Raw genomic sequence first — 15,405 nt, forward strand, 5'->3', positions numbered from 1 at the left:
TGACGATCCGGGACATTGATTTCTGAGCGCGATTAGAAAATTAGAACAGAGGAAGGCCCACAACGCAACCAAGCCGACAGGGCGCTCACGCATACTCGACGCCATTGTTTTCAAAGGTAAAGCGCCGTGCCTGACCTCGATTTCCCTCTTCCCGGAGACGCTGACGCGTCCGACCTGCTGGCCATTCCCTGCACCCTGATGCGCGGTGGCACCTCGCGTGGTCCCTTCTTCGTGGCCGATGATCTGCCAGGGGACATCGCTGCGCGCGATCGCGTGTTGCTGACCGCGCTGGGATCGCCCGATCGTCGTCAGATCGACGGCCTCGGCGGTGCCCACCCACTGACCAGCAAGGCCGGCATCGTCAGCCGCAGCCGCGTGACCGGGGTGGATCTGGATTTCCTGTTCGCGCAGTTGCAGCCCGAATCGGACCGTGTCGATACCACGCCCAATTGCGGCAACATGCTGGCCGCCGTGCTGCCCTTTGCCATCGAGCGCGGCCTCATCGTCGCCGGTCCCGAGACCACCACCGCGCGCATCCTCACACTCAACACCGGCATGCAGTGCGACGTGACGGTACAGACACCGGGCGGCCGCCTGCGCTATCGGGGCGATACCCGTATCGATGGCGTGCCGGGATCGGCGGCACCGGTCAGCATCAACTTCCTCGACACGGCTGGCTCGGTTTGCCCTGCCATGCTGCCCACGGGGCGCGTGCAGGACAGCGTGCGTTATGTCACGCCCAGCGGTGAGCAGCGCGAGACGGCCGTCACCCTGATCGACAATGGCATGCCCATGGTACTGGTGCGTGCGTCTGATTTCGGCCTGACTGGTGATGAAAGCGTGGCTGTCCTCAATGCCGATGCGTTCCTGAAGGAGAGACTGGAGGCGCTGCGACTGGCCTGCGGTCCGCTCATGGGGCTGGGGGAGGTCAGTGCCAGGAATTATCCCAAGATGTGCCTGCTGTCTGCCCCCTTGGCGGGCGGCACGATCAGCACCCGCTGCTTCATCCCGCATGTCTGCCACGAGGCCATTGGTGTGCTGGCCGCCGTCACCGTCGCCACCGCCTGCGTGCTGGAAGGCTCGGTAGCCCAGGGGCTGGCGCTGCCCGGCAGCGGCTTGCAGCGCACCGTCTCGGTGGAGCATCCCAGCGGCGAATTCAGCGTTGCGCTGGAGCTGGATCCGCACGACCAGCAACAAGTCCTGCGTGCCGCGCTGCTGCGCACGGCGCGTCCCATCCTGCGCGGGGAAGTGCTGATCCCCGCCGAACTCCTGACCGACTATTCCTGAATCCCATGCGAGACTCCCTCATCATCGACTGCCATGGCCACTACACCACCGCCCCCAAGGCGCTGGAAGACTGGCGCAACCGGCAGATCGCCCACCTGAACACGCCCGGACTCGGTCCCAAGGTGGCCGAGCTCAAGATCAGCGACGACGAACTGCGCGAGTCCATCGAAAGCAACCAGTTGCGCCTGATGCGCGAGCGCGGTGCGGATCTCACCATCTTCTCGCCGCGCGCTTCCTTCATGGCGCATCACATCGGCGATCTCAACACCAGCCAGACCTGGGCGGCCATCTGCAACGAGCTGTGCCATCGCGTGGCGCAGCTGTTCCCCGATCACTTCATCGGTGCGGCCATGCTGCCGCAGTCGCCGGGGGCCGATATCCGTACCTCGATTGCCGAGATGGAGAAGTGCGTGCGCGAATATGGTTTCGTCGGCATCAATCTCAATCCCGATCCCTCGGGCGGACACTGGACTGCGCCGCCGCTGTCGGACCGCGCCTGGTATCCGCTCTATGAAAAGATGGTGGAGCTGGACGTGCCCGCCATGATCCACGTGAGCACCAGCTGCAATGCCTGCTTCCACACCACCGGTGCGCATTACCTCAATGCCGACACCACCGCCTTCATGCAGTGCCTGACCTCGGACCTGTTCAAGGATTTCCCGACGCTGAAGTTCCTGATCCCGCACGGCGGCGGTGCCGTGCCGTATCACTGGGGCCGTTTCCGTGGCCTGGCGCAGGAGATGAAGAAGCCGCTGCTGGAAGAACATCTGCTCAACAACATCTTCTTCGACACCTGCGTGTATCACCAGCCGGGCATCGACCTGCTCACGCGCGTGATCCCGGTCGGGAACGTGCTGTTCGCCTCCGAGATGATCGGTGCCGTGCGCGGCATTGATCCGCAGACCGGCTACTACTACGACGACACCAAGCGCTACATCGAGGCGGCCGCCCTGAGCCCCGAAGAACGCCACCAGATCTACGAAGGCAATGCCCGCCGCGTCTACCCGCGCCTGGATGCCGCCCTCAACGCGAAAGGACTGACAGCATGAGCACTCCCCTGATCAACCAGCTTGGCGTGGTCAAGCGCCATATCGAACGCGCCGATGCCGCCGCCGTGCAACAGCTCGGCCAGTTTGGCGTGGCGACCGTGCATGAGGCGCAGGGCCGCACCGGCTTGTTGAAGCCCTATCTGCGTCCCATCTATCCCGGTACCACGATCTCGGGCACCGCCGTGACCGTACTGCTGCACCCCGGCGACAACTGGATGATGCACGTGGTGGCCGAGCAGATCCGGCCTGGCGACATCGTGGTGGCAGCCATCACCGCCGAGTGTACCGACGGCTATTTCGGCGACCTGCTGGCCACCAGTTTCATGGCCCGCGGTGCGCGGGCCCTCATCATCGATGCGGGTGTACGCGATGTGAAGGTGTTGAAGGAAATGGGCTTCCCGGTGTGGAGCCGTGCCATCAGTGCCAAGGGCACCATCAAGGCCACGCCGGGGTCGGTCAACGTGCCGGTGATCTGCGCCGGTGCCCTGGTCAATCCGGGCGATGTGATCGTGGCCGATGATGATGGCGTGGTGGCCGTGCCTGCCGCTGACGCCGTGCGTGTGGCCGAGGTCGCCCGCAAGCGCGAAGCCCTGGAAGGGGAGAAGCGCGCCCAGCTGGCCGCCGGCGTGCTGGGGCTGGACATGTACCAGATGCGCGCGCCGCTGGAGGCCGCCGGTTTGAAATATATCGACTGAGTTTGTGTCGCCCACAGGCTGAACCTGACAAGGAGCCGTGAGGGGAAGAAGAGAGCGTCCACGCAAAAGAGGCGCACGCCGGCCTGAACAGACATCCGTACTGCGCAGCAGAGCGCCCTTGGTGTGCGCCATCCCAATTGACAAGAACACTGGATCAACCAGACCGATTTACCCACAGGAGGAGATTCCTTATGCAGTTGCAACACCCCATCCGTCTCATCCCGGCAGCCCTGCTGCTGGCCGCCGCTCCCGCTGCTTTCGCGCAGAGTTCCGTCACCATCTACGGCGTAGTGGATGTCTATACGGCCTACCAGAAGAGCACCGTCGGCGGCAAGGACACCTCGCTCTGGGCCATGGGCAACAATGGCCAGATGACCAGCCGTCTCGGTTTCAAGGGCGTCGAGGATCTGGGCGGTGGCTATCGCGCCAGCTTCAATCTGGAAACCGGTTTCGATCCCAGCACCGGCGGCCTGCAGAACAGCTACCGCTACTTCGACCGCCAGTCCTGGGTCGGTCTCGGCGGCGGCTTCGGCGAAGTGCGCGTGGGGCGGCAGAACAGCGTCATGTTCCTCTACTCGGGCAACATGGATGCATTCGGTGCGGCCACCTATGGATCGGCCTACAACAACTTCGCCAACTGGCTGGCGCGGGTGGACAACGATATCAGCTACATCTCGCCCAAGTTTGCCAATACCACGCTGGAGCTTCATTACTCGGTGGGCGAGCGCGCCGGCAGCACCGCCGGCAATGCGGTCTACCAGATCGGCATGCAGACCCAGCAGGGACCGGTCTACGTGGGCAGCGCCTACCTCAACGCCAACAACGCCACCAACACCAACAGCGTGAAGCAGTTCATGCTGGGCGGCAATGTTGACTATGGCAGCGGCAAGGTCTACCTGGCCTTCTTCCGCACCAATGAAGTGATCTCGGCCACCACCGGCAATGTCTTCACCAACCCGGCGGGCAAGTACGATCCGGCCGGTGCCGTGGTCGGCAATACGGCAGGCGACTATCACAACACCTACAGCCTCTCGGCCGACTACCGCATCAACGCGCAGACTACCGTCGGTGCAGGTGGCGGCTTTGTCAAAGACGCTTCACGCTACAACAACAACGCGCGCCAGTTCAGCCTCATCGTGAACTACGACCTGTCCAGGCGCACGCGGCTGTATGCGGTGGCCTCACGCCTGATCAACCAGAATACCGCTGCCTATCGCATGACCGGTGCCAGCTTCACGGCCAGCCAGGCCCTGAGCCCGGACGCCGGTGCCAGCGAGACCGGCGTGCAACTGGGGATCCGGCATACCTTCTGAGGACGGTCGTTCTCAGTCGGCTGGTACGGCATAGGCCGCGAGGAAGGTTTCCACCGCGCGGCCGACCATGCGCTTCATGCGCGGCCGCGAAATGCTGGTCTCCAGCCCCAGCATCATCGGCTTGACGGTCTCGCAATCGAGCAGGGCGCACAGCTGCAGGGTCGCCAGCATCGGATCAGCGGCCCGCAGCCGCCCGGCCGCCATCTGCTTCTTCAGGAAGGCGGCGATGCGCTCCATCCCCATCTTCGGTCCCTCTTCATGGAAGCGCCGGCCGATGTCGCTGCGGCCGGCTTCGGCCACGATCATGCGGTGCGTCTGCAAGGTGCTCTCCTTGCACAGGAAGCTGACCGCCTTTTCTCCAAAGACCTGCAGGGTCTTCGCCAGATCGTCCACCTCCTGGTCCAGTGCGGCCAGGGCCGGCTCCATCTGCTTCTTCGCCTCGCCGTGGGTCACCGCCACGAACAGCTCCTCCTTTGACTTGAAGTAGCCATACAGCGTGGCCTTGGAGCCACCAATGCGGGCCGAGATCTCGGCCATGGACGCACCCTCGAAACCCATCTCCTTGAACACGTCTGCCGCCACGGCCAGGATGGCCTCGCGCCGGGCAGGGGTCTTGACTCTCATCGAACTGTCTCCGTTTTCTTTACAAGTGTCATTTTCGTACAGATGTGTTCAGTATTGCTTGACCGGGGAAGAACTGTCAATTAATAATACTGTACAGTTCGGTATCGTTATAAAAACCTTCTTCCCTTTCCGGAGAGTCCTTCATGCGCACCACACCCCTCCTACGGCCCGTCGCTGCACTGGCCATCCTCAGTGTCCTCAGTGCCTGCGGCAAGCCGCCGGGCGGGGCGCCACCCGCAGCGGGCACGCCCGTGCTGGGCGTGATGACGGTACGCGCGCAGCCGGTGGAGCTGCATGCCGAGTTGCCGGGCCGGACCTCGCCTTACCAGATTGCTGACGTGCGGCCGCAGGTCAACGGCATCATCAAGGCACGCAATTTCCGCGAGGGCAGCGACGTCAAGGCCGGGCAGGTGCTGTACCAGATCAACCCGGCCAGCTATCAGGCAGCCTATGACAGCAGCGTGGCGGCCTTGGCCAAGGCCGAAGCGAGCGTGAAGACGGCGCGCCTGAAGGCCAGCCGCTACAAGGAGCTGGTGGCCATCAAGGCGGTCAGCCAGCAGGATTACGATGACGCCGTCGCGTCCCTGGGCGAAGCCGAGGCCGATGTCGGTTCGGCCCGGGCCAACGTGCAGACCAGCCGCATCAATCTCGATTACGCCAAGGTCGATGCGCCCATCTCCGGCCGCATCGGCAAGTCCAGCGTGACGCCGGGCGCACTGGTCACCGCCAGCCAGACCACGGCGCTGACCACCATCCAGCAGCTCGATCCCATCTACGTCGATGTCACCCAGTCCAGCACCAACTGGCTCAACCTCAAGGAAGCGCTGGCCAATGGCGAACTGCAGAAGTCCGGCAACGGCGCCAAGGTCAGGCTGATCCTGGAGAACGGCCGCACCTACGCACAGGAAGGTACGCTGCAGTTCTCCGACGTGACGGTCAACCAGGACACCGGTGCCATCACGCTGCGCGCAGTCTTCCCCAACCCCAAGACCGACCTGCTGCCGGGCATGTATGTGCGCGCCGTGCTGCAGGAGGGCGTGCGCCAGCAGGGCCTGCTGGTACCGCAACAGGCGGTCAGCCGTGACGGTGCCGGCAAGCCGGTAGCCTTCGTGGTCAATGCGGAGGGCGTGGTGGAGCAGCGCGCACTGGTGACCGACCGTGCCATCGGCAGTCAATGGCTGGTCAGCAGCGGCCTGAAAGAAGGCGACCAGCTGGTGGTCGATGGCCAGCAGCGCGCCACTGCCGGAGCCAAGGTGAAGGTGGTGCCATGGTCGCCCAAGACCACGGTGGCCAACGGCAGCGCCGGCAACGGCAACAACTGAGAGGCGGGAAAACATCATGGCTCGCTTCTTCATTGACCGCCCCATCTTCGCCTGGGTACTCGCCATCATCGTCATGCTGGCCGGTGCCATTTCGGTGCTGACCCTGCCGATTGCGCAGTATCCGGCCATCGCACCACCCGCCATCGCCATCACCGCCAACTATCCGGGGGCGTCGGCCAAGACCCTGGAAGACACCGTGACCCAGATCATCGAGCAAAAGATGAAGGGGCTGGATCGTCTCAGCTACATGGCCTCCACCAGTGAATCGTCCGGCTCGGTGACCATCACCCTGACCTTCGAGAACGGGACCAATCCGGATACCGCCCAGGTGCAGGTGCAGAACAAGCTGTCGCTGGCCACCCCCTTGCTGCCCTCGGAAGTGCAGCAGCAGGGCATCACCGTGACCAAGTCGGCCACCAACTTCCTGAACGTGCTGGCCTTTACTTCGGAAGATGGCAGCATGAGCGGCTCCGATCTGTCGGACTACGTGGCCGCCAACATTCAGGATGCGATCAGCCGCGTGGAAGGCGTGGGCGACACCACGCTCTTCGGTTCGCAATATGCGATGCGCATCTGGCTCGATCCCAACAAGCTCAACAGCTACAGCCTCACGCCGCTGGACGTGAAGAACGCCATCCAGGCGCAGAACGTGCAGGTCTCGTCCGGCCAGCTGGGCGGCCTGCCTGCTGCCGAGAACCAGCAGATCAACGCCACCATCACGGCCCAGACCCGCCTGCGCACCGCGGAGCAGTTCCAGAACATCGTGCTGCGCACGCTCTCCGATGGCGCCCGCGTCAAGCTGCGCGACGTCGCCCGCATCGAACTGGGCAGCGAAAGCTATACCTCGGTCGGCCGCTACAACGGCAAGCCTGCAGCCGGCCTGGCCATCAAGTTGGCCACCGGGGCCAATGCACTCGATACCGTCAAGGCCATCGATGCCCGCGTGGCCCAGCTGGAGAAGTTCTTCCCCGCCGGAATGAAGGTGCAGAAGCCCTATGACACCACGCCCTTCGTGCGCATCTCCATCGAGGAAGTGGTACGCACCCTGATCGAAGCGGTGGTGCTGGTGTTCCTGGTGATGTACCTGTTCCTGCAGAATTTCCGCGCCACGCTGATCCCGACCATCGCCGTGCCGGTGGTGCTGTTGGGAACCTTCGGCGTGCTGGCGGCATTCGGCTTCACCATCAACACGCTCACCATGTTCGCCATGGTGCTGGCCATCGGCTTGCTGGTGGACGATGCCATCGTGGTGGTGGAAAACGTCGAGCGCGTGATGTCCGAGGAAGGCTTGCCGCCCAAGGAAGCCACCCGCAAGTCCATGGGCCAGATCAGTGGCGCGCTGGTCGGCGTGGCGCTGGTGCTGGCAGCGGTGTTCGTGCCGATGGCCTTCTTCAGCGGCTCGACCGGCGTGATCTATCGCCAGTTCTCCATCACCATCGTCTCGGCCATGACGCTGTCGGTGCTGGTGGCACTGGTGCTGACACCGGCCCTCTGCGCAACACTGCTCAAGCCCGCGGCCAAGGGCCATGCGCTGGCCACGACCGGTTTCTTCGGCTGGTTCAATCGCCAGTTTGATCGCGGCAACCTGCGCTACCAGGGTATCGTGCGCCACATGCTGGGGCGCGGCTGGCGCTACATGGCCGCTTACGCGGTGTTGCTGGCGCTGGTGGTGACAGGATTCATGAAGCTGCCCGTGGGCTTCCTGCCGGATGAAGACCAGGGCACGCTGTTTGCGATCCTGCAGTTGCCCTCCGGTGCCACCAAGGCGCGCACCGATGCAGTCATTGAACAGGTCGAGCATCATTTCCTGGTGGACCAGAAGGATGCGGTATCGGGCGTGTTCGCCGTCTCCGGTTTCAGCTTCGCCGGTAGCGGCCAGAACATGGGTTTTGCCTTCATCAAGCTCAAGCCCTGGGATGAGCGCAAGGGCCCCGGACTCTCGGTGACCGACGTCGCGGCCAAGGCCGGTGCGGCCTTCGCGCAGATCCGTGATGCCCGCGTATTCGCCTTCGCCCCGCCGGCCGTGTCCGAACTGGGCAATGCCACCGGCTTCGACCTGATGCTGAAGGATGAAGCCAACCTCGGCCACGCCGCCCTGATGCAGGCGCGCAACCAGTTGCTGGGCACGCTGATGCAGGACAAGCGCCTGGTGGCGGTGCGCCCCAACGGCCTGGAAGATACACCGGAGTTCCGCCTCAATGTCGATACCGACAAGGCCGGAGCATTGGGCGTGGCCATGTCCGACATCAATGACACCATCGCCACCGCCTGGGGCAGCAGCTACGTCAATGACTTCATCGACAAGGGCCGCGTCAAGAAGGTGATGCTGCAGGCCGATGCGCAATACCGCATGCTGCCCTCCGACCTCGATCGCTGGTACGTGCGCAACAGCGCCGGCACCATGGTGCCCTTCAGCGCCTTCTCGACCGCCAGCTGGACTTCCGGTTCGCCCCGCCTGGAGCGCTACAACGGCGTGCCCTCGATGGAAATCCTCGGCATGGCCCTGCCGGGGGCGGCCTCCAGCGGTGAAGCCATGGCCATCGTGGAAGCGGCCCTGGCCAAGATGCCACCTGGCATCGGCTATGAGTGGACCGGCCTGTCGCTGCAGGAAAAGGCCTCCAGCGGCAAGACCGGCCTGCTGTATTCGATCTCGATTCTGATCGTGTTCCTGGCGCTGGCGGCGCTCTATGAAAGCTGGGCCGTGCCGTTCTCGGTGATCCTGGTGGTGCCGCTGGGCGTGTTCGGCGCGCTGCTGGGTGCGATCCTGACCTGGAAGATGAATGACGTCTACTTCCAGGTGGGCTTGCTCACTACCATCGGCCTGGCCTGCAAGAACGCCATCCTGATCGTGGAATTTGCCAAGGATCTGCACGAGCATGGCAAGAGCCTGGTGGAAGCCACCATGGATGCGGTGCGCATGCGCTTGCGTCCTATCCTGATGACCTCGCTGGCCTTCATCCTCGGCGTGCTGCCGCTGGTGCTGGGCAGCGGTGCGGGTGCCGGCGCACAGCATGCGCTGGGCACGGCGGTGATCGGCGGCATGCTCTCGGGTACGGTGCTGGCGGTGTTCTTCGTGCCGCTGTTCTTCGTGATCATCATGAAGCTGTTCGCCCGCAATCCATCCTCCGCGCCGCAAGGCCAACCCGCGATTTCCCCGGAGCACTGACATGAATCCTTCCCTGACCCATCGCGCCGCGCATCGTCCCCGGGTGCTGATGACTCCGCTGCTGCTGGCCATGCTGCTGGGCGGCTGCACCCTGATGCCCGAGTACCAGCGGCCCGCCGCCTCCGTGGCGAGCCAGTTTGCGGGCGACCACAGCGCAGGGGCCGCCAGCAGCACGCCGGCCATGGCGGTGTCTGATATCGGCTGGCGTGATGTCTTCACCGATCCGACATTGCAGGAGGTGATAAGCCTCAGTCTGGCCAACAATCGCGATCTGCGCGTGGCCGTACTCAACATCGAGAAGGCGCGCGCCCAATATGGCGTGGAGCGCGCCGCACTGTTCCCGACCATCAACGCCGCCACCAGTGAATCGGCCAGCCGCACGCCGGCCGACCTGTCGGCCACCGGCCGTGCGCTGACCGCGCGCAGCTATACCGCCACGCTGGGTTTCAGTGCCTACGAACTGGACCTGTTCGGTAGAGTCCGCAGCCTCAAGGAACAGGCGCTGCAATCCTTCCTCTCCACCGCCGAGGCTCGCCGCAGCACCCAGATCAGCCTGATCGCCGAAGTCGCCACCGCCTGGCTGACGCTGGCCTCCGACCAGGACCGCCTGCGGCTGGCCAAGGACACGCTGGCCAGCCAGAGCAGCAGTTACGAACTCACGCAGCGCAGCTTCGAGCTGGGCTCGTCCTCGGCGCTGACCTTGCGCCAGGCGCAGACCAGCGTGGAGAGTGCGCGCGTGGACGTGGAGAGCTACACCGCCCAGGTCGACCAGGACCGCAATGCCCTGGTGCTGCTGGTGGGCAAGGACCTGCCGGAGCGGCTGCTGCCGCAGGGTTTGCCCGATACCGCACTGGCCGCCGCCAGTCCGCTGGCGACCATTCCGCCGGGGCTGCCCTCGGACCTGCTGCAGAGGCGCGCCGACATCGTCGAGGCCGAACGCACGCTGCGTGCCGCCAATGCCAACATCGGAGCGGCGCGCGCGGCCTTCTATCCCAGCATCAGCCTGACCGCCGATGCAGGTACGGCCAGTGCGCGGCTGGCCGGCCTGTTCAAGGGCGGTTCGGGCTCGTGGAGTTTCGTGCCGCAGATCTCCTTGCCGATCTTCGATGGCGGTGCCAACCAGGCCAACCTGGATATCGCCACCATCAGCCGCGACATCAGCGTGGCCCAGTATGAGAAGGCCATCCAGACCGCCTTCCAGGAAGTCTCGGATGCACTGGCCCAGCGCAATACCCTGGGCCGCCAGTTGAAGGCGCAGGAGGATCTGGTGGAGGCCAGCGATGCCTCGTACCGGCTCTCGCAGGCGCGCTTCAACAATGGCGTGGACAGCTATCTCACCGTGCTCGATTCGCAACGCACGCTGTACTCGGCGCAGAAGACCCTGATCGGTACGCGCCTGTCGCGCTGGACCAATCTGGTGACCTTCTACAAGGCGCTCGGCGGCGGCTGGGTGGAACGCTCCGGCAGCCCTGTCGCCAGTGACCTGGCCACGGCCGCGCCATGAGCCCGCGCGCCGGCAAGACCCGCGCCATCCTGCTTGATGCCGCGCTGGCCGCGTTTGCCCGGCGCGGCGTGCGGGCCACCACGCTGGAACACGTGGCGGCCAGCGCGGCTTTTACGCGCGGGGCGGTGTACTGGCACTTTCCGGACAAGCTGTCCCTGGTCAATGCCGTGTTCGATGACCTGGTCTGGCCCTTCGACATCGGTCCGGAACTGGCGGTCTATCGCCAGAGCGAGCAGCCGCTGTTGTTGCTGCGCGAGGTGCTGTGGCTGAAGCTGCTGGATTTCCTGCGCAACGTACAGCAGCGGCGTCGCATGGAAGTGGTACTGCGTTATCGCGGCACGCCCGAGCTGCCGGAGGAATTGGGTGAACGTATCGAGTCGCTGAGCCTGCGCGCCCTGCAGCACCTCACCGCCGCCCTTAATATCGCCTATGAACGCGGCCAGCTGCGGCGCGGGCTCACGCCCATCGATGTGGCGCGCTGCCTGGTGGCGGCCTGCATGGGTGTCATTGCCGAGCACATGGAAGACCCGCAGGCGCGCCTGGAACATTCCTTCCATCTGGCGCCGCTATTGGTCCTGCAAGGCGCTGAAATGGCGTAAAAGTTCAGTGCCGCCCGCTGGCGCGCGCAATCAGGGCGTTGAGGAAAGCGCGCGCCGCATCGGGCAGGGTGCGTCCGGCCAGGGACTGGATTTCCAGCTGCAGGGTGTTCATGTCCTTGTCGCGGATCGGCAGGGCGGCCAGCTGTCCTTCGCGCACCAGCTTGCGGATGGGCAGCGCGGCCGAGAAGCCGATGCCGTCGCCGGACATCACGAAGCACAGCAGGGCACTGATGGAGTCCGCCGCCAGGGTCGGCTCCAGCAGCACGTTGCGGCGGCTGCAGCAGGCATCGATCAGGCGCCGCATGGTGATGTTCTTCTGCGGCATGGCCAGCGGATACGGGGCCAGCTCCGACAGGCTGACCTGCTTGCGATGGGCCAGTGCATGGTCCGGCCGCATCACCGCCATGATGGGCGCGCGCTGGGCGAACTCGACCTTGATGTCCGGATCCGGTGCCATGGTGAAGGTCAGTCCCAGGTCGACTGCGCCTTCGCGGATCTGCTGCGCCACGTGGACTGCATTGCCCACCGAGAGCTGGAAACGGATGCCCTTGTGCTGGCGGCAGAATTGCTCAATGGCCGCTGGTACGAATTCCAGCGCGAAACCCTCAGTGGTCGCCAGCTTCACCTCCCCGCGCCGCAAGCCCTTCAAGGCCGCCAGTTCATTGCCGATGCGTTCGGCTTCCAGTTGCTGGCGCAGCGCGTGCGCGGCCAGCAGTTCTCCGGCGGCATTGGGCCGCATGCCGCGCGAGACGCGCTCGAACAGCGGCGTGTCGAGTTCGGCTTCGAGCCGCGCGATCTGGCGGCTGATGGCCGAGGAGGCGACGTTGAGCGTATTGGCCGCTTCGGTAATGGAGCCGCGCCGCACCACTTCGAGGAAGTAGCGCACGGCGGTCTCCTGCAACACACGGGTATGGATGATGGACATCCATGAATTGTAGGAATGGTTTGCCGATTCGGCAATCACTGGTTCGAAAACTTGTACTTGTGGCAAACCATGTGCAGGCTTAGGATGCGTTCACGGATCGGCGGCAGGGTGCCCGCCGTCGCGTCGCGAGGGAGGCTTCATGGATGCTGCACAGGCTGCAATGACGAAGGCGCAGGGCGAGGGACGCTACAAGTATCTGGTATTGGTGCTGCTGTACCTGGGCTGGTGCGTGTCCTACATCGACCGCGCCGCCATCACCTTCGCCGCGACCCAGATCGCCAGCGAATTCGCGCTCAAGCCTTCCGACCTTGGCATCCTGCTGTCGAGTTTCTTCCTCGGCTATTCCCTCCTGCAACTGCCGGGCGGCTGGCTGGCGGACCGTTACGGTTCGCGTCCCGTCATCGTCATTTCCATCCTGCTGTGGTCGGTCTTCACCGGCGTGACCGGCATGGCCTGGTCGGTGACCAGCCTGGTGGTGATCCGCTTCATCTTCGGTCTGGGCGAGGGCGCGTTTCCGGCCGCCAGCGTCAAGGGCGTGGCAGAAAACTTCAGCCGCGAGGAGCGGCCCAAGATGTCCTCGCTGCTGATGTCCTCCAACTACATCGGCAGCATGCTGGCCCCGCTGCTGATCGCACCGCTGATCATGCATTTCGGCTGGCGCGCGGTGTTCCATACCATCGGCATTGCCGGGCTGGTGTTCGCCCTCGTGTACTGGTTCTGCGTGCGTCCGGTACGGCCCGGCAAGGACGGTCCCAAGGCCATCAACAAGGAAGCCTTCGCGGCCCTGCTCAGGATGCCGCTGATGTGGAAGATCGTGGCGGTATGGTTTGGCCTGTCCATCATCAACAAGGGGCTCGACAGCTGGATGCCGACTTATCTGATGACCGTGCGGGGCCTCAACCTCAAGGCGGTCGGCCTGTTGCTGCCGCTGCCCTACATCATGGCCGGTCTGTCGACCGCCATCGGCGGCTGGGTCATGGTGCGCTTCTTCGATGGCCGCGAGAAGCTGCTGCTGATTGCCTCTTCGCTGCTGACCGCCGTCTTCGTCTACTGCATGTACACTGCCGCGACCGTCGAGGGCGTCATCGCCTGGCAATGCCTGGCTTACTTCTTCAAGTCCTTCGTGCTGGCCACCTGCATCGCGCTGCCGACCAAGCTGCTGCAGGCGCAGCTGGTGGGCAGCGGCGTGGGCATGGTCAACCTGGGCGGGCAACTGGCGGGCTTCATTTCGCCGCTGGTGATCGGCTTCCTGGTCAGCGCCTTTGCCAACTACGATTACGCCTTCAGCTTCCTGATCGGCGCGGCCCTGTTCTCGGTGCTGGTGAGCCTGTTCATCCGCACCAGCAAGACCGGCGGCCAGATGCAGCCGGCCTGATCCACTCACAAGGAAATTCATGTCTGATTCCCTCGTCGAAAAAACTGCCGTCGAACTGCGCCAGCTGATCGGCAGCAAGCAAGTCTCTCCGGTCGAGTTGCTGGACGCCTGCATCGCCCGCATCGAAGACCTCAATCCCCACATCAACGCCGTGACCGCCACCTGCTTCGAGCGGGCCCGCAAGGAAGCGCGGGCGGCCGAGCAGGCGGTCATGGACGGGGCTGAACTGGGGCTGCTGCACGGCCTGCCCATCGGCATCAAGGATCTCGAAGAAACCGAAGGCCTGCTGACCACCTATGGCTCGCCTATCTATCGCGGCAACGTACCCGCACACGACAACGCGCTGGTGGCGCGCCTGCGCGCAGCCGGTGCCATCGTGGCCGGCAAGACCAACGTGCCCGAAATGGGGGCCGGGGCCAACAGCCGCAATACGGTGTGGGGGGCCACCGGCAATCCCTTCAATCCGCTGCTCAATGCGGGCGGCTCCTCCGGGGGCTCGGCGGCGGCGCTTGCGGTGGATCTGCTGCCGCTGTGCTCGGGCTCGGATACCGGCGGCTCGCTGCGCATTCCTGCGGCCAAGTGCGGCGTCGTGGGATTCCGCCCCTCGCCGGGACTGGTACCGAGCGAGCGCAAGCTGCTGGGCTGGACGCCGATTTCGGTAGTCGGTCCGATGGGCCGCAATGTGGCCGATACCGTGCTGCAATTGCGCGCCACCATTGGCCTGCATGCCAGCGATCCCTTGAGCTACGCGGTCGATGACGCGGCGTTCGCGGCCTTGCCGCCGGTGGACTTGTCGCGCCTGCGTATCGGCTATACGGAAGACTTCGGTGTCTGTGCGGTGGATGAGGGCATCCGTGAGGTGTTTCGCCAGAAGATGGCGGCCATCGGCCGTTTCGTGCAGGTTTGCGAACCGGTGGAGGTCGACATGGGCGAGGCCCATCGCGCCTTCGACGTGATCCGTGCCGAAGCCTTCGTGGCCGGGTTCGAGGCCGCCTATCGCCGCGATCCCGCTTCGCTCGGCCCCAACGCCCGCGCCAACTACGAGATGGGTGCGGCCATGAGCCTGTCCGACTGCGCCTGGGCGCAGGGCGAGCAGACGCGCCTGTTCCGCCGCTTCCAGCAGCTGTATGCGCGCTATGACCTGATCCTCTCGCCGACCACGCCGGTCTCGCCTTTCCCGTGGAGCGAGCTGTACCTGAAGGAGGTCAACGGCGCGCCGCTGGAAAATTATTATCGCTGGCTGGCCCTGACCTATGTGGTCACACTTGTTACCAATCCCTCGATCTCGCTGCCCTGCGGCCGCGATCATCGCGGCATGCCCTTCGGCTTGCAGGTCACCGGTGCCTTCCGCGACGATGCCCGTTTGCTGGCCTGGGCCGGCGCGCTGGAGGCGGCGTTTGCGGGCGATGAGACATTGCAGCGGCCACGGCCTGACCTGGCGAAGCTGAAGTCCGTCAAGGCAGCGCTGACCTCCCTGGTTACCCATCCGCCCATCTTTGATGGCGCGGCGACGGCAGCGGCGGCACAGGCTGCGGTATAAACCATT

General features: G+C 64.6%; 12 protein-coding genes. 10 read left to right on the plus strand and 2 right to left on the minus strand.

The annotated features are described in order from the left end of the window. Nucleotides 1-126 precede the first annotated feature (126 nt). The 4 genes from JOD78_RS14505 to JOD78_RS14520 all read left to right on the plus strand — a co-directional run bounded on the left by JOD78_RS14505 (nt 127) and on the right by JOD78_RS14520 (nt 4,344). Nucleotides 127-1,287 (plus strand): 4-oxalomesaconate tautomerase, encoded by a 1,161-nt coding sequence (locus JOD78_RS14505; protein ID WP_348534266.1) that lies wholly within the window; start codon nt 127-129, stop codon nt 1,285-1,287. Between the two features lie 5 nt (nt 1,288-1,292). Continuing rightward, entirely contained in the window at nt 1,293-2,336 is a 1,044-nt protein-coding gene (locus JOD78_RS14510; RefSeq protein WP_121038106.1) for an amidohydrolase family protein, read from the plus strand. A gap of 11 nt (nt 2,337-2,347) precedes the next feature. Then, the gene (ligK, locus tag JOD78_RS14515) at nt 2,348-3,031 is read left to right on the plus strand and encodes a 4-carboxy-4-hydroxy-2-oxoadipate aldolase/oxaloacetate decarboxylase (RefSeq protein WP_121040291.1); all 684 of its coding nucleotides are present in this window, start codon (nt 2,348-2,350) and stop codon (nt 3,029-3,031) included. A 191-nt stretch (nt 3,032-3,222) separates the two neighbouring features. Further along, a complete protein-coding gene (locus JOD78_RS14520) occupies nt 3,223-4,344 on the plus strand; it encodes a porin (RefSeq protein WP_209568629.1) in 1,122 nt (373 codons plus the stop codon). Between the two features lie 12 nt (nt 4,345-4,356). On the opposite strand, the gene JOD78_RS14525 is transcribed toward JOD78_RS14520, so the two are convergent. Next, nucleotides 4,357-4,968, minus strand: coding sequence for a TetR/AcrR family transcriptional regulator (locus JOD78_RS14525; protein WP_209568627.1), 612 nt, complete (start codon nt 4,966-4,968; stop codon nt 4,357-4,359). 143 nt (nt 4,969-5,111) lie between these two features. Here JOD78_RS14525 and JOD78_RS14530 point away from each other — a divergent pair, with 143 nt between their 5' ends. Genes JOD78_RS14530 through JOD78_RS14545 form a run of 4 tightly spaced genes read left to right on the plus strand, consistent with a single transcriptional unit; the run spans nt 5,112 to nt 11,559 of the window. Then, nucleotides 5,112-6,290 (plus strand): efflux RND transporter periplasmic adaptor subunit, encoded by a 1,179-nt coding sequence (locus JOD78_RS14530; RefSeq protein ID WP_134134698.1) that lies wholly within the window; start codon nt 5,112-5,114, stop codon nt 6,288-6,290. 16 nt (nt 6,291-6,306) lie between these two features. Further along, nucleotides 6,307-9,456, plus strand: a complete 3,150-nt coding sequence (locus tag JOD78_RS14535) for an efflux RND transporter permease subunit (protein ID WP_209568625.1) — start codon at nt 6,307-6,309, stop codon at nt 9,454-9,456. Nucleotide 9,457: 1 nt separating this feature from the next. Beyond that, nucleotides 9,458-10,960: an AdeC/AdeK/OprM family multidrug efflux complex outer membrane factor gene (gene adeC, locus JOD78_RS14540; protein WP_280920991.1), complete on the plus strand. Its 1,503-nt coding sequence runs from the start codon at nt 9,458-9,460 to the stop codon at nt 10,958-10,960. Beyond that, nucleotides 10,957-11,559, plus strand: coding sequence for a TetR/AcrR family transcriptional regulator (locus JOD78_RS14545; protein ID WP_204725107.1), 603 nt, complete (start codon nt 10,957-10,959; stop codon nt 11,557-11,559). Before adeC ends, JOD78_RS14545 begins: the two co-directional genes overlap by 4 nt. Before the next feature lie 4 nt (nt 11,560-11,563). On the opposite strand, the gene JOD78_RS14550 is transcribed toward JOD78_RS14545, so the two are convergent. Then, nucleotides 11,564-12,484 carry a LysR family transcriptional regulator gene (locus tag JOD78_RS14550; RefSeq protein ID WP_121038122.1) on the minus strand — a complete coding sequence of 307 codons (921 nt, stop codon included), beginning with the start codon at nt 12,482-12,484 and terminating at the stop codon, nt 11,564-11,566. A gap of 139 nt (nt 12,485-12,623) precedes the next feature. Here JOD78_RS14550 and JOD78_RS14555 point away from each other — a divergent pair, with 139 nt between their 5' ends. Both JOD78_RS14555 and JOD78_RS14560 read left to right on the plus strand, forming a co-directional pair. Next, nucleotides 12,624-13,859 carry an MFS transporter gene (locus JOD78_RS14555; protein WP_199725000.1) on the plus strand — a complete coding sequence of 412 codons (1,236 nt, stop codon included), beginning with the start codon at nt 12,624-12,626 and terminating at the stop codon, nt 13,857-13,859. Between the two features lie 19 nt (nt 13,860-13,878). Next, nucleotides 13,879-15,399 (plus strand): amidase family protein, encoded by a 1,521-nt coding sequence (locus tag JOD78_RS14560; RefSeq protein WP_209568623.1) that lies wholly within the window; start codon nt 13,879-13,881, stop codon nt 15,397-15,399. Nucleotides 15,400-15,405: the final 6 nt, after the last annotated feature.

Origin of the sequence: Herbaspirillum sp. 1130, from assembly GCF_017833835.1 — a bacterium.
Taxonomy (GTDB): domain Bacteria; phylum Pseudomonadota; class Gammaproteobacteria; order Burkholderiales; family Burkholderiaceae_D; genus Herbaspirillum; species Herbaspirillum huttiense.